This window comes from Thermococcus piezophilus (assembly GCF_001647085.1).
GTDB lineage: Archaea > Methanobacteriota_B > Thermococci > Thermococcales > Thermococcaceae > Thermococcus > Thermococcus piezophilus.
In genome coordinates this window covers 429,809-443,403 of sequence record NZ_CP015520.1, presented here as the reverse complement: position 1 = coordinate 443,403, position 13,595 = coordinate 429,809, and the positions used below count along the sequence as shown (strand labels likewise).

Here is a 13,595-nt window from a genome sequence, read left to right as displayed (position 1 = left end):
TGGACATGTACGCGGTTCAGTACATAACGATAGTTGTTGTCCTGGCTTTGATGGTCTATGTGCTCGGCAGGTACGGGCGCAGGGAGTTTGAGTGGGAAGACTTTCTCTTCTGGGAGGCACTCTTGCTTGGCCTCATGATAGTCGCGATATTTCCCGTGGAGATAGCCAACGAGATAAAGCGCATCCTTGGCCTTGGAAGAGGTTTTGACGCCCTCTTCGTTATAGGTATCGGCCTAGGATACATCCTCATCTTCAGGGTCTACCTGGCCGTTGACAAGACCGAGCGTGAGATAACGGAACTCACTAGGAAACTCGCCATAGAGCTTGAGGAAATGAACAAGAGGTTGGAAAAAATAGAGGAGAAGCTTTAATCCTCCACGAACTCTCCAAAGAGCTCCTCTAGGAAAAGCCTGACGCGCTCCTTCGGGAGCTTGAACTGTCTTATTTTGACAATTCCCTTTTCCTGCGCTTCCCTCAGGAGAATTTCCGTGGCCTCGTTGGGATACATCTCTTCGTAGACTATCTCCCTGATTCCGGCGTTGATGACTAACTTAAAGCAGGTGTCGCAGGGGAAGTGGGTGACGTAGAGCGTTGCCCCCTCGAGGCTTATGCCCTTTCTGGCAGCCATCGCTATGACGTTCTGCTCGGCATGAACCGCTCTGTGGCAGTGGCCGTCAACTATGAGGCAGCCTACATCTATGCAGTGCTCCATGCCCCTGGGGGCGCCGTTGTAGCCTGTCGCAAGGATGTATCCGTCCTTAACAGCAACTGCCCCGACCCTGAGCCTCGGACAGGTCGCTCTAAGGCTCACGAGCTTTGCTATTAACATGAAGTACTCGTCCTTGGTTGGCCTGATTTGCTTTATGCGCTCCGCCTTTTCCCTGTCGAGGAATATTTCAACCCCCATAGCCCATCACTATATACTCTTGTTGAACATGTTGCCGTTTATCTCAGCGAGAATTCTTAATATCCTCTCATCGTAGCTCGGGTGGGTGTCTATAAGCGTTACTCTCTGCTTTCTCTCTATGGCAGGCTCGATGCTCGGCAGAGAGGTGTGCCTGACTCCTATTCTAAGGTCTTCGTAGTACTTTAGCTCCTCGAGGGCGCGCTTCAGACTCATTGGGATATCCAGCAACCTGAGTGCCGTCTCGTCTGCCTGGAACTCCCTCTTTTTGAGGAAATCGACACGGGTGACCTCGTAGAGGACGTAAAGACCCAGCGCGGCTATCGTCATTCCTATGCTGTGGGCAAGCAGGATCAAGATTGCTGTGAAGACTATCATCAGGTACCTTCCGTAAGCTATGAGCGGGAAGGTCTTGGTGTCGCCATTCTTTATGTGGCCGAGCTCGTGAGCGGCAACCGCGAGAATTTCGTCTTGGTCGAGAACCTCAAACAGCCCAAGGGATAGGACTATGGTGTCCTTGAAGGAGTATGCGTTGGGTATGTAGTCGTCGAGGATGTACACCCTTGGCATTGAGAGCTTTGCCTTCTTTGCCATCTTGGCTATGCCGTCGTAGAGCCAGGGGATCTCGCTCCTCTCAAGGGTGATATAGTTGCCCCTGATCTCGTGGGTCGAGACCCAGAGGTAGAAGGCGAAGATGATGCCGAACGCTGCCAGCGCTACCTTGAGACCCAGTTCCTTTAAGGCTATGACTGCCAGCAGGACCTCAAGGGATATTATGATGAAGAGCATCTTTCATCACTTCTTAATTTTGGAGAGGTAAGCGTATGTTGCCTCCCTGAAGTTCGTCATGAGGGCGTCGAGAATGCTTTCCACCACTTTTTTTTCGAACTCCTCCTTCGTGGTGGTTATTGAGTAGACATATCTCATACCACCCCTTCCCTTCTCGACCCCCCTCTTGAGGAGACCGCGCTCGCAGAGACGGTTCATGAGGATGCTTATGGTGGAGCGCCTTATGTCGGGGTGCTTTTCCTTCATGTACTCATAGACCTGGCCAGCCGTGGCGACTTTAACCTTCCACATGTGCTCCATTATCTCCGCCTCGAGAGGTGGCAGAACAGCCTTTATTCCTTCCTCGGTGAGCTTGAACTCGTGGGGCTCCATAGGTACCACCTTTCTAATCCCTTACTCTATGTAGGGTGCTCAGTCTAAAAAGTTTTTGTGCGTTGTAGTACCTCCATGTACTCTTTAGTTCCGCGTATTTTGGAATTAGGTTTTTAAATCCACCCCTCGAGTAATTATGGGCGCGGGCCGGTGGCTTAGCTAGGACAGAGCGTCGGCCTCCGGAGCCGAAGGTCGCGGGTTCAAATCCCGCCCGGCCCGCCAGCAGCCTTTACGCAATTAAAGACTGGCGATTGAATTCCATGGGAAATGGCTTCCTTTGAGAGGTTTGCCTTGTAAGTACCCCCACTTGGGGCACGATTGTGAGTCAAACCCTCCAAAAGAGCTCTTTGCTTAATGGAGGATACCTGCCAATAATCCATTTGGCTTTACAGTAACTAACCTTTAATCAAAACTTTGCACAGGCCAAACTTTGCAAGGCAAGTTTGATCAGGGCTCGTATGTCCTGTTAAATCGTTAATTTGGGGTGAACCTGTTTTTGGCGTGCTGTCCTTATAGTGTTTGCCACTGGTGGCGTTCTCCGAGTGCTGAAATGAAAATGCTCGTTTCTAAACAGCCCGTTGACGAGAGTCCACTCAAACTTGGTGTCCCTGAATGACTCACTTCTTTATTATCCCATAATGCCCATTAAAGGTTATAAAGTTCCCGACTGTACTTCGCAGTCGGGTGATTTAAGTTGGAGAACAACGCTCATAAGTTCGACCTTAATGGTGCATTCGTTTTAATTCCCAAAAAACCGGATTTGAGATACCTATACATTGAGATAACCAACCGCTGCAACCTCCGCTGTGAGATGTGCTTCAAGCAGTACTGGCAGGACAGAGAAGGAGACATGGACTGGGGTCTCTTCATCAAGATACTCGATGACGCCGAGGAACTCCCAGAGCTCGAGATGATATACTTTGGGGGCATAGGCGAGCCCACCATCCATCCCCGCTTCATGGACATGGTCAGGGAAGTCAAGAGGCGCGGCTTCGCCCTTGGTATAAGCACCAACGGCTTTCTACTCACGGATAAGCGCATAGAGGAACTTGTAAAGCTTGGGGTGGATTTGATATATTTCTCGATGGACTCTGTGCCAACCCAGCCGGTTGACATCGGTCACATAAAGCCAGACTACACGGGCGCCAGGATAAAGAAGATACTGGAGGTCAAGAAAAAGCTTGGGAGTGATGTTCCCCACATAGGCGTTGAGATTGTGGCGACAAAGGAGAACTACAAAGAGCTCCCCGAGATAGCGCACTACGTTGGCTCTTTGGGCATAGATACCCTGCTCATCTCGAACATCATTCCCATAGCCAAGGAGCATGCTGATATGATAGTCTATAACGGCAGCGTAGATATGAAGCCGATAGTGAACAAGCTCCAGGCCATATACCATGGCTACCTGCACAAGACGGCCGAATTCTCGCTGAAAACCGAGCGTCACTGCGAGTTCGTGGAAAAGAAAGTCGCCGTCGTACGCTGGGACGGAGAGGTTGCCCCCTGCTACCGTTTCCTGCACACATACCCAGAGATAGTCTTCGGCAGGGAGAAAATGGTCCTCGCTTACTCTTTCGGCAACGTCCGGGAGAGGAGCATAGCTGACATATGGACGAGCAGGGATTATTCCTGGTTCCGTTTTGTGGTCAAGAACTCCCTCTATCCAAGCTGTACCGACTGCTCGCTCAACGAGTCCTGCTCCTTTGTACAAGATACGCAGTCTGACTGCTGGGGCAACATCCCAAGCTGTGCCGACTGCCTCTGGTCAAGACGCATAGTCCTCTGCCCGATACCAGAGAAAGGCATGAAGGGCTTCTGGTGACTTTCCAAATATATTTTTCAATTTCAATATCATGTATTTACATATATTCTGGAAATTGGCAGTGTGTTTCTCTAACTTAAATGTTCGGAAAAGGGTCTGGCTATTTTGCCACTATGGTTATGTTAAACAAATGTAATTATCTTGCCTATTTCATGCTTCTCTTTTTGCTTTCGTCAAATTTATTAGTGCTAATGTACAAAAATTCCTTCGACAACTATCTGGGGAGTCGAAACATGTTTGCGTACTGGGGAAAGATTTTGAGGGTAAATTTGAGTACGGGCAAAATAAGTGAGGAGAAATTCGACGAGAAGTTTGCCCAGAAGTGGCTTGGAACCAGAGGATTTGGTATCTACTGTCTTCTGAAGGAGATGGATCCCACGGTGGATCCCTTCAGCCCAGAAAACAAAATAATTTACGCCACCGGTCCCCTGACCGGAACCACTGCCCCAACTGGCGGCAGATATATGGTTATAACTAAGAGCCCGCTGACTGGCTATACAGCCATGGCTAACTCCGGTGGCTTCTTCGGAGCCGAGCTGAAGTTCGCTGGCTGGGACGCTATAATAGTCGAGGGCAAGGCTGATCACCCGGTCTACATATACATCAACGATGACCAGGTTGAAATCAGGGATGCGAGCCACCTCTGGGGCAAGCTCGTGAGCGAGACTGAAGAGAAACTCAGGGAAGAAATCGGCGACAAGAGAGTTCGCATAGCCTCAATCGGTCCGGCGGGTGAGAACCTCGTCCGCTTTGCCGCGGTCATGAACGACGAGCACCGCGCCGCTGGAAGGGGCGGTGTCGGGGCTGTAATGGGAAGCAAGAACCTCAAGGCCATAGTCGTTCGCGGCCACAATAGGGTTGAGGTCGCCGACAGGGCCAAGTTTACCACCGTCGTCAAGGAGAAGACCGATAAACTCAGGAAAGACCCAACTGCCGGCGGTGGGCTGCCGAACTACGGTACCGCGGTTCTTGTCAACATAATCAACCAGAACGGTCTCTACCCGACTAGGAACTTCCAGGAAAGCCAGTTTGAGTACGCCGAAGAACAGAGCGGTGAGGCCATGACCGCCAAATACCTCATCAGGAACAAGCCCTGTTACGCCTGTCCGATCGGCTGTGGAAGGGTCAACAAGCTTCCAACCGTCGGCGTCACTGAAGGTCCAGAGTATGAGAGCATCTGGGCGCTCGGAGCGCACCTCGGAATAAACGACCTGGCAAGCATCATAGAGGCCAACCACCTGATAGACGAGCTCGGTATGGACACCATCTCAACCGGTGGAACCCTTGCTACCGCCATGGAGCTCTACGAGAAAGGATTGCTCAAGCAGGAGGACATTGGTGAGGATGCTCCGCCCTTCAGGTGGGGCAACACCGAGGTTCTGCACTACTACATCGAGAAGATAGCGAGGAGAGAGAGCTTCGGTGACAAGCTCGCCGAGGGTGGCTACAGGCTTGCCGAGATGTACAACGGAACCGAGTACTTCATGGGCGTCAAGAAGCAGGAGCTTCCGGCTTACGACCCGAGGGGTGCGGAGGGACACGGCCTCGGTTACGCCACCAACAACCGCGGTGGCTGCCACATCAAGCAGTACATGATAAGCCCGGAGATTCTCGGCTACCCGTACAAGATGGATCCGCACGACATCAGCGACGAGAAGGTTAAGATGGTCATAACCTTCCAGGACCTCACCGCATTGATAGACGCCGCGGGCCTGTGTGTATTCACAACCTTCGGACTCGGTGCAGATGACTACCGCGACATGCTTAATGCAGCTCTCGGATGGGACCTCACTACCGAGGAGTACCTCAAGATCGGAGAGCGCATCTGGAACGCAGAGAGGCTCTTCAACCTCAAGGCTGGCCTCGATCCACTCAAGGAGGACACCCTGCCCAAGAGGCTCCTCGAGGAGCCCGTCAAGCAGGGTCCGAACAAGGGAAGGGTCGTCAGGCTCAAGGAGATGCTTCCGAGGTACTATGCACTCCGCGGCTGGACCGAGATGGAAGAATTCCCAAGGAGAAGCTCGAGGAGCTCGGCCTGAACGAGTTCTGAATTCTCTTGTCTTTTCTTTAATATATTGTTGTTTCTCCAATATTTTAAGGTTCCTACAGGGGCCCGTGCACATCGTGCTACATAGTCCCCTGTTGGGGATTATATGTTAGTTTTCGCTCAATATAACTTACAATCTGTTGTGTTTTAAGTTTACGTAAAATAACTAAATTGCCCAGTTATATAGACCATATGTAATAATACGCTTTAAAATCGAAAGATTTATACGGCAGATGTCCAGAGAAGTACCTCGATGACGGGTAGAGTACCCGGATGGTTCAATGCGCTAAAATCCAACAAGGGGGTATATGAATGAAAGGTTGGAAAGCAGCTGTGGTTGCACTCTTTCTTGTTGGTCTAATTGCAGGGACTGCAGCAGCTGTGCCAACAAAGCCAATCGCAGTGAGCCCTGTACAGGAAAAGAACTATGGACTCTTGACTCCGGGACTCTTCAAGAAGATCCAGGGTATGAACTGGAACCAGGATATTAACACTGTCATAATGTTCAACAGCCCAGCTGACCGCGATAGGGCAGTGCAGATTCTCAAGATAATGGGCGCTGAGATTAAGTACAGCTACAAGATTATACCCGCGGTTGCAGTTAAAATAAAGGTCAAGGATCTCCTTCTCGTTGCGGGAATGATCGATCCAGGCTTCTTTGGAAACAGCAGGCTGTCCGGTGTGAGGTTTATCCAGGAGGACTACAAGGTTCAGGCCGCTGACTCAACGTCAGTTGCTCAGATTCAGGCCGATGCCGTATGGAATCTCGGTTACGATGGCACTGGAATAGTCGTTGCGGTTATCGATACCGGTATCGACGCCAACCACCCTGACCTCCAGGGTAAAGTCATCGCTTGGTACGATGCCGTGAACGGAAAGACCACCCCGTACGATGACAACGGTCATGGAACCCACGTTGCGGGTATTGTCGCAGGAACAGGTGCTGCGAGCAACGGCCAGTACATCGGTGTCGCTCCGGGCGCCAAGCTCGTCGGCGTCAAGGTTCTTGCCGCCGACGGTTCTGGAAGCATATCGGACATTATAGCCGGTGTTGACTGGGTAGTCCAGAACAAGGACACTTATGGGATTAAGGTCATCAACCTCTCCCTTGGTTCAAGTCAGAGCTCAGATGGTACTGATTCACTCAGCCAGGCGGTCAACGCCGCTTGGGATGCGGGCCTTGTTGTCTGTGTCGCAGCTGGAAACAGCGGCCCTAACACCTACACCGTCGGTTCTCCAGCTGCTGCCAGTAAGGTCATAACCGTGGGTGCCGTTGATAGCACCGACACTATAGCTAGCTTCTCAAGCAGGGGTCCGACTGCCGACGGCAGGCTTAAACCGGAGGTTGTCGCTCCAGGTGTCGACATCATTGCCCCGAGGGCCGCCGGAACCAGCATGGGAACCCCGATTGACACTTACTACACCAAGGCCTCCGGAACCAGCATGGCCACCCCGCACGTCGCTGGAGTTGCCGCCTTGCTCCTCCAGGCTCACCCGGACTGGACCAACAGCAAGATCAAGACTGCCCTCATTGAGACCGCCGAAATAGTGGCCCCAGCTGAAATAGCCGACATCGCATACGGTGCAGGTAGGGTCAATGTCTACAAGGCCCTCAACTACGACAACTACGCCAAGCTTGTCTTCACCGGCTCCGTCGCGGATAAGGGAAGTGTCAGTCACACCTTCGACATAAGCGGCGCGACTTTCGTCACCGCTACCCTTTACTGGGACAACAGCGCCAGTGACCTTGACCTCTATCTCTACGACCCGAACGGCAACCAGGTCGACTACTCCTACACCTCCTACTACGGATTCGAGAAGGTTGGTTATTACAATCCGACCGCTGGAACCTGGACGGTTAAGGTTGTCAGCTACAGCGGTGCCGCCAACTACCAGGTCGACGTCGTCAGTGATGGAACTCTCAGCCAGTCTACCGGAACCACTCCGACGCCCGCTCCTACCCCAACTCCCACCACCGACAGCCAGACCTTCACTGGCTATGTCCACGACTGGTACGACAAGAGCGACAGCTTCACCATGACCGTCAACAGCGGAGCTACCAAGATAACTGGTGACCTCACCTTTGACACTTCACTCCACGACCTTGACCTCTATCTCTACGATCCGAACGGCAACCTCGTCGACCGCTCCGAGACCTCCACCAGCTACGAGCACGTCGAGTACCTTAACCCGGCTCCTGGAACATGGAAGTTCATAGTCTACGCCTACAACACCTACGGCTGGGCCAGCTACCAGCTTGACGTCGTTGTCTACTACGGTTGATTTTTAAGCCTCTTTTCTCTTTTCATTTGAGGTGATAGCCATGAGAAAAGTTCTCGCAGCAGTGTTCTTTGTTGTGATCATCGTATCATCTGTTCCTCTCGCAAACGCTAAAATCGAGCCCTACGTATACAAGCCGACCGTCCCTGACACGGCCTTTTCAGTTCTTGCCCTCTATGAAACTGGTGACTATGCGAAGGTTCTCGAGGGCTGCGAGTGGCTGATGATGCTCAGGACACCTTTTGACTCATGGGGATTCGCATACGGCGAAGACTACGAAGCCAAGTACACCGCGATGGCGATACTCGCGCTCCTAAGAGGCGAGAGGATAGCTAGTGGAAGGTACAACACCACCATAAACAGCGCCGCTTATTGGCTCATCTACAAGCAGAATCCAGACGGCTCCTGGCAGGACTATACCGACACTGCCCTCGCACTTATTGCCCTCAGGGAGTTCCTCAATAGCGGCTATCTCAACGAAAAGCTCCCAGGGTTTAGGAAGCAGGTTCAGGGGGCAATAGACAGGGCCCAGGGTTGGCTTATGGCTGCACAGCCGAAGAACGACGTCGAGAGAGTATTAGGCTATATGGCTCTAGGGAAAAAGGAAGATCTGAAGAGGATGGAAGTTGACGGTGAACTGGCAGCATACCGAGCATTTGCACTCGCCTATATGGGTGAGAGGATTGAGTTGACTGAGGACTTTCAGAGCACGGTAGCAATAGCAATGGCCCTCTACGCTACCGGTAGTGAAAAATACCGCGAGGAACTCCTCAAGAAAGAACACTTCGGCTTCTGGGGAGTTCTTCACTATCGTGTCCTCGACCTGTTGAGCGCTTCGAAGATAAGTGGTTTTGAGGACTTAAAGCCGATAGCCTGCCCTTATATTGACAAGATAACACCCAACGACGACTGGGAGAAGGTGATTTTCGCCGACTACTATATAGCCTGTAGCAAGAAGCCCGAACTCCCTACCAACTACTCGGCTCTGCTCCCCTGGCAGATCGCTGAAGTAGCGAGAGTTAAGGCCCTGCTCAGCGAGGATTATGAAGATGCCGTTAGCTACCTCCTCAAGATATCTAAGGATGGCATCTGGAAGGACTTCTACAACACAGAATACGTCGTCTGGGTGCTCAAGAATCTTGGTGTGAACTATGACTATGCTAGGTCTCTAGAATATCTCCAGGAGAACCTCACTTGGATGCTCGAGACGAAAGATTCCAAAACAGGCAACCCGATTTACTACAACACGCCCACCTACTACTTCGCCTACGCGGCTATCGTCTTCAAGGAGTTTGGCCTCGAAAGGCCCCTTAACGAGAGCCTCAGCATCCTCGCAGAAAGACAGTATCCTAACGGCGGCTGGCCATACACTCAGGGTTCGGTGGTAGGGCTGACGTCCACGATCAGGGTTCTGTGGGCCCTTCAGGAGGCAGGGCTTACGGATACCCCAATGTACGAGAAGGGAGTTAAGTTCCTCAGGACCATACTCTACGTTGACATACCCGAGCCCGAAGAAAGTGGGAATGAAGTAAAGCTGGCCAATGCGACATTCCTTCTCGTGAGAAATGGACTTTACATCGGCAACTCTACGAACAGTGCAGATGTTAGCAGCTTGGACGGCTACGTGGTCATTTATCCCTCTCAGAGTCCACTGATGATTAATGCCTATGAGGTTGATGGCTTCATCGCCAGCGAGCCGGCACCAAGTGAAAGGATGACATACGTCTACATGATAGCAGGAGCAGTTCTGATAACACTTGCCATTGTGGTGTCAAGGTCCTGGAAGAAACGAAACAAAAGGTGATATAAAGGCCTTTTCTTATTTTTCTTACCCTGAATCTCACGAACTCTTTCAGAAACTCTTCGTCAAAGTATGTTTTTCTTTCATCAAGATATGCCTCGTATATTCTAATCGCATCACCATCGCCGAGATCTTTCAGCGTTTTAAGGACGTCATCCTTCTTCAGGCCAGAGCCATTCAACACCATCATCAAGGATCGAGAAGAAGTCAACGTCGCTCGTTCCGGGAATGAAGTCGCCCCCAACCAGCGAGCCAAAGAGAATTAAAGAGTGGAGGCCGGGAACCCGGCCGAGCTTTTGCCTCAAGCATTCTATGAGGCCTTCAACCTTCATGTGGTTGAGGCTTCCTCGTCGTTGTAGATGTCCCAGTTCTCTATTTTTTCCTCGTAGCCCTTTGAGCCCTTCAGTGTCTGAATCCTGAACATGTAGCTCTTGTACCAGTTGTAGGACGGCTTGACCTTAACCGGAAGGAGCTTCCAGGCCCTGGTCTCCTCCTCGTAGCCCCAGTTGACATACTCGTTGAAGTTCCTGATGATGTCTGTTATGACGACGTTGAACTCGTTGAGGAGAACCCTCTGTATATCGCGCCACTTGTCGAGAGAGCTCTCGCGCCTCGTTATACCGAAGTAGCCGGCGCAACCTGGTCCCTTGAGGGTGGCGATTCCCCTGCCGACGAAGGCTCTTATGGCGTCAACAGTCTCTGGTGGGTCAGTGATGAAAGTGTCGAACTTGTGGAGGGCGTAGTCTGGAAGCGGCTCCCTGAGGTCGAAGGTGAACATCTCGATGTTGCTGAAGCCTATCTCATCGGCGACCTTCTCGATGAACTTAACAAGCCTCTCGTCGATGTCGAGGACGGCTATCCTTTTCGGAAGGCCGCTGAGCATCAGGGCAACGCTGGTGAGGTCGTCATCACCCAGGACAAAGACCTCCTTGTTCTCAAGGTCGCCCCTCGTGTGCATCAGGGCAATCCTTGCCACGGTGGTCTCTGGCGTAACGTAGGCCTGATCGAAGTTATGGAGCGGCTGTGGCCTGTCCTTGACGATCTCCTTGAACTGCTCAAGTAAATCGCTGAAGGCGTCGAGCTCGACGGTCTTGCCCTGGCAGTGAGAGCAGGTGTATTTCTTTCTTGACCCGATTCCATACTTCTCCACCAGCTCCTTGCCCTTGGCGGTGAGCCTCACGCCGTTCTCCTCGAAAGCGATGTAGCCGAGCTCGTGGAGGGCCGTTATCACCGCGACGACCAGCGGGAGCGGCTCCTCGCTAAGGTCAACTATGCGCCAGACGTCGCTGCTCGCTAGAACTGCGCTCAGAACGTTCTCGACGGTCCTCTCGTAAACGGGAATGCTCGTCTTCTCTTTGACCCTCCCCACTATTTCCCTCATTTCAAGCACCTCCAGAAGGATTTTATTCGTGAACGGGGTTAAGGTAAGGCACTTTTAAAGGTTTTCCACTGGAGTAAGGTTAATAAGTTCTGCAACTTTCGGGTCTTTGATGCTAAGAGTTGTTGGAGACGACTTCGTCAAGCGATACTGCCTTGAGTACAACCGCGAGGCCCTTGAGGAGGTTAGGCCTTACATTGGCGAGAGACCTTACTCCCGTCTTAAGGCTCTCCTTGAATATCGTCTGACTGGAAAAGACTTCGACCGCTCACCCGTTGGTGAAAAAATAGCTCTGGCTTTTTCTGCCGGCTCAGACAGCACCTCAACTCTCAAAATCCTCCGCTGGGCTGGCTTCGAGGTTGTCCCCGTTACGGCAAAGCTCCCCCAGATAAACGAAGGGGTTATCGAGAAGGCCAAAAGCTACGGCGCGGTTTTTGTTGAAATTCCTGGTTATCTTGAGGCGATGACTGAGCAGATGAACAAGGGTGCCCCAATCTGCGGCCGGTGTCATTCGATGGTCATAAAGGCCGTCGAGGACTACGCGAGAGAGATAGGTGCCAAAATCGTAGCCAGCGGCGACTTGCTGAGCTCTGGCCTTATTTCCATCTACAGGAACGGAGACATAGTAACGCTGAACCTCCCGGCTTTTCTTGCTCTCGACAAGGCTGAGATAATCGAGCTCATAGGTGGAAAGTACGACCTCAAGTTCGGCTGTCCCCTTCTGTGGGAGACCTTTAGGAAAGCGCCCAGCGTAAAGCGATTCTCCATCCAGAGGGTTCTCCGTGAGCTTAGAGCCAGGGCCATAACCCCTGAAATAGCGGAGACATTGATACTCGACATCCTATCCCGCTGACTACTCATTTCTGACCCAAAAGGTTTAAATTTGTCATCTTGAACTTCGCTTAGGTGGTGAATTATGGTAACCAAGGAAGAAGTAATGGAGAAGGTTAAAGCGGTGGTTGATGAGAAGTACGTTAAGGGACTTGAAATCGGGGAAGATAATTCCATAACGATTACACTCGCCAAGAACACTCCTAACATAGATGACGTTCTCATAAGGCTCAATGCCGAGCTCCAGAAAATAGAGGGTATAGGTACGATAACGATAAACCGAGAGCGCGAGAAGACCGTTGATGAGGGCGCCGAAGTCACCAAAGAGATCGTACTCGAAAAGCTCAAGGAAGTCATCGACCCGGAAATCGGCGTTGATGTCGTTAATCTGGGCCTTATATATGAGCTGGACATCAGGCCCGACAAGACCGTCTACGTCAAGATGACGATGACCACCCCGGGTTGTCCTCTAACCATGTGGATTCTCAGGGCTGTTGAGGATAAGATACTGGAAATCCCAGGCGTGAAGGATGCGGAAATAGAGCTTACCTTTGACCCGCCGTGGACGCCGGACAGGATAAGCGAGGAGTACAAGAAGAGGCTGGGCATATTCTGATGCCCTCTTTTCAAACTTTGTCCCTTCTATGAACCTTGGAATACCCACAGGCTAGCGTCTTCTGCACATCAAAGCTTTTCCCAGTACACCTTTACACGCCCATTTATATATGTCAAAAAGTTCATCTGTCAAAAGTTTATATTTGAAGAAATTCACCCAAACCGGGTGATGTACAGTGGCGTGGAAGGTTACAGTTGATCAGGACCTTTGCACTGGATGCGGAGTTTGCGCCAGCCTCTGCCCGGACGTCTTCGAGATGAACGACGAGGGCAAGGCCCAGGCCATCGCGAGGTCACCGAAGTCGAATGTGCCTCTGAGACTGCCAAGGCCTGCCCTGTTGGTGCCATAACCATAGAGGATGTCTGAATGCCTTCTTCTTCTTTTCCCATCCAGCCCGGGCGCCGGCGGCCGTTCCATAATCCACGTGCCGGGGAATTCTAACAAAAAGTTTATATTCCCAGAAGGTGCATCTAAAAGCGGTGATGTGCCATGGCGTGGAAGGTTATGGTTGACCAGGACACCTGTATTGGAGATGCCATCTGTGCCAGCCTCTGCCCGGACGTCTTCGAGATGAACGACGAGGGCAAGGCTGTTCCGGTTGTGGAGGTTATCGATGACGAGAACCTCTACAACTGCGCAGTTGAGGCTGCCGAGGCCTGCCCGGTCAGCGCTATCGTCATTGAGGAGGCCTGAAGGCCTCTCCTTTTCCATTCATTATATCAGACTTTTCTGAGGACATTTTCCCAAAAATATTT

At 51.6% G+C, this 13,595-nt stretch carries 12 protein-coding genes, 1 tRNA gene and 2 pseudogenes; 10 read left to right on the top strand and 5 right to left on the bottom strand.

From position 1 onward, the window contains the following. The first annotated feature begins 5 nt into the window (after positions 1 to 5). Positions 6 to 371 (top strand): DUF2304 domain-containing protein, encoded by a 366-nt coding sequence (locus A7C91_RS02520; protein WP_068664629.1) that lies wholly within the window; start codon positions 6 to 8, stop codon positions 369 to 371. Here A7C91_RS02520 and A7C91_RS02515 read toward each other — a convergent pair. The 3 genes from A7C91_RS02515 to A7C91_RS02505 are packed head-to-tail and all read right to left on the bottom strand — an operon-like array spanning position 368 to position 2,065. Continuing rightward, complete coding sequence (locus tag A7C91_RS02515) at positions 368 to 907, bottom strand: deoxycytidylate deaminase (protein ID WP_068664627.1); 540 nt, start codon at positions 905 to 907, stop codon at positions 368 to 370. The two genes, A7C91_RS02520 and A7C91_RS02515, sit on opposite strands and share 4 nt — an antisense overlap. Positions 908 to 916: 9 nt before the next feature. Beyond that, positions 917 to 1,693, bottom strand: a complete 777-nt coding sequence (locus tag A7C91_RS02510; protein WP_068664625.1) for a M48 family metallopeptidase — start codon at positions 1,691 to 1,693, stop codon at positions 917 to 919. A 6-nt stretch (positions 1,694 to 1,699) separates the two neighbouring features. Next, positions 1,700 to 2,065, bottom strand: a complete 366-nt coding sequence (locus A7C91_RS02505; RefSeq protein ID WP_068664622.1) for a BlaI/MecI/CopY family transcriptional regulator — start codon at positions 2,063 to 2,065, stop codon at positions 1,700 to 1,702. A gap of 144 nt (positions 2,066 to 2,209) precedes the next feature. Here A7C91_RS02505 and A7C91_RS02500 point away from each other — a divergent pair. From A7C91_RS02500 to A7C91_RS02480, 5 genes and pseudogenes are all read left to right on the top strand, one after another. Further along, positions 2,210 to 2,287 (top strand) — tRNA-Arg (locus A7C91_RS02500). A 472-nt stretch (positions 2,288 to 2,759) separates the two neighbouring features. Further along, entirely contained in the window at positions 2,760 to 3,887 is a 1,128-nt protein-coding gene (locus A7C91_RS02495; protein WP_068664620.1) for a tungsten cofactor oxidoreductase radical SAM maturase, read from the top strand. 233 nt (positions 3,888 to 4,120) lie between these two features. Then, positions 4,121 to 5,937: pseudogene (locus tag A7C91_RS02490) on the top strand (aldehyde ferredoxin oxidoreductase family protein). 309 nt (positions 5,938 to 6,246) lie between these two features. After that, entirely contained in the window at positions 6,247 to 8,217 is a 1,971-nt protein-coding gene (locus A7C91_RS02485; protein WP_068664618.1) for a S8 family serine peptidase, read from the top strand. Between the two features lie 40 nt (positions 8,218 to 8,257). Then, positions 8,258 to 10,018, top strand: a complete 1,761-nt coding sequence (locus tag A7C91_RS02480) for a prenyltransferase/squalene oxidase repeat-containing protein (RefSeq protein WP_068664616.1) — start codon at positions 8,258 to 8,260, stop codon at positions 10,016 to 10,018. 149 nt (positions 10,019 to 10,167) lie between these two features. On the opposite strand, the gene A7C91_RS11045 is transcribed toward A7C91_RS02480, so the two are convergent. Together A7C91_RS11045 and bpsA are read right to left on the bottom strand one after the other, a co-directional pair. Continuing rightward, a complete protein-coding gene (locus tag A7C91_RS11045) occupies positions 10,168 to 10,347 on the bottom strand; it encodes a nucleotidyltransferase domain-containing protein (RefSeq protein ID WP_068664614.1) in 180 nt (59 codons plus the stop codon). Beyond that, positions 10,344 to 11,396, bottom strand: a complete 1,053-nt coding sequence (gene bpsA / locus A7C91_RS02470) for a N(4)-bis(aminopropyl)spermidine synthase (protein WP_068664612.1) — start codon at positions 11,394 to 11,396, stop codon at positions 10,344 to 10,346. Before bpsA ends, A7C91_RS11045 begins: the two co-directional genes overlap by 4 nt. A 109-nt stretch (positions 11,397 to 11,505) precedes the next feature. On the opposite strand from bpsA, the gene A7C91_RS02465 reads away from it, so the two are divergent. From A7C91_RS02465 to A7C91_RS02450, 4 genes and pseudogenes are all read left to right on the top strand, one after another. After that, entirely contained in the window at positions 11,506 to 12,246 is a 741-nt protein-coding gene (locus A7C91_RS02465) for an ATPase (protein WP_068664610.1), read from the top strand. Positions 12,247 to 12,309: 63 nt separating this feature from the next. Then, positions 12,310 to 12,840, top strand: coding sequence for a metal-sulfur cluster assembly factor (locus tag A7C91_RS02460; protein ID WP_068664608.1), 531 nt, complete (start codon positions 12,310 to 12,312; stop codon positions 12,838 to 12,840). 175 nt (positions 12,841 to 13,015) lie between these two features. Next, positions 13,016 to 13,206 (top strand): annotated as a pseudogene (locus tag A7C91_RS02455) (ferredoxin). Positions 13,207 to 13,329: 123 nt separating this feature from the next. Beyond that, positions 13,330 to 13,533 carry a ferredoxin gene (locus A7C91_RS02450; RefSeq protein ID WP_068664605.1) on the top strand — a complete coding sequence of 68 codons (204 nt, stop codon included), beginning with the start codon at positions 13,330 to 13,332 and terminating at the stop codon, positions 13,531 to 13,533. The last annotated feature ends 62 nt before the right edge of the window (positions 13,534 to 13,595 follow it).

Excerpts from the sequence above, each read along its gene's own strand:
- A7C91_RS02520 (WP_068664629.1), top strand. The coding sequence starts at position 6 with ATGTACGCGGTTCAGTACATAACGATAGTTGTTGTCCTGGCTTTGATG.
- A7C91_RS02515 (WP_068664627.1), bottom strand. The coding sequence starts at position 907 with ATGGGGGTTGAAATATTCCTCGACAGGGAAAAGGCGGAGCGCATAAAG.
- A7C91_RS02510 (WP_068664625.1), bottom strand. The coding sequence starts at position 1,693 with ATGCTCTTCATCATAATATCCCTTGAGGTCCTGCTGGCAGTCATAGCC.
- A7C91_RS02505 (WP_068664622.1), bottom strand. The coding sequence starts at position 2,065 with ATGGAGCCCCACGAGTTCAAGCTCACCGAGGAAGGAATAAAGGCTGTT.
- A7C91_RS02485 (WP_068664618.1), top strand. The coding sequence starts at position 6,247 with ATGAAAGGTTGGAAAGCAGCTGTGGTTGCACTCTTTCTTGTTGGTCTA.
- A7C91_RS02480 (WP_068664616.1), top strand. The coding sequence starts at position 8,258 with ATGAGAAAAGTTCTCGCAGCAGTGTTCTTTGTTGTGATCATCGTATCA.
- A7C91_RS11045 (WP_068664614.1), bottom strand. The coding sequence starts at position 10,347 with ATGAAGGTTGAAGGCCTCATAGAATGCTTGAGGCAAAAGCTCGGCCGG.
- bpsA (WP_068664612.1), bottom strand. The coding sequence starts at position 11,396 with ATGAGGGAAATAGTGGGGAGGGTCAAAGAGAAGACGAGCATTCCCGTT.
- A7C91_RS02465 (WP_068664610.1), top strand. The coding sequence starts at position 11,506 with ATGCTAAGAGTTGTTGGAGACGACTTCGTCAAGCGATACTGCCTTGAG.
- A7C91_RS02460 (WP_068664608.1), top strand. The coding sequence starts at position 12,310 with ATGGTAACCAAGGAAGAAGTAATGGAGAAGGTTAAAGCGGTGGTTGAT.
- A7C91_RS02450 (WP_068664605.1), top strand. The coding sequence starts at position 13,330 with ATGGCGTGGAAGGTTATGGTTGACCAGGACACCTGTATTGGAGATGCC.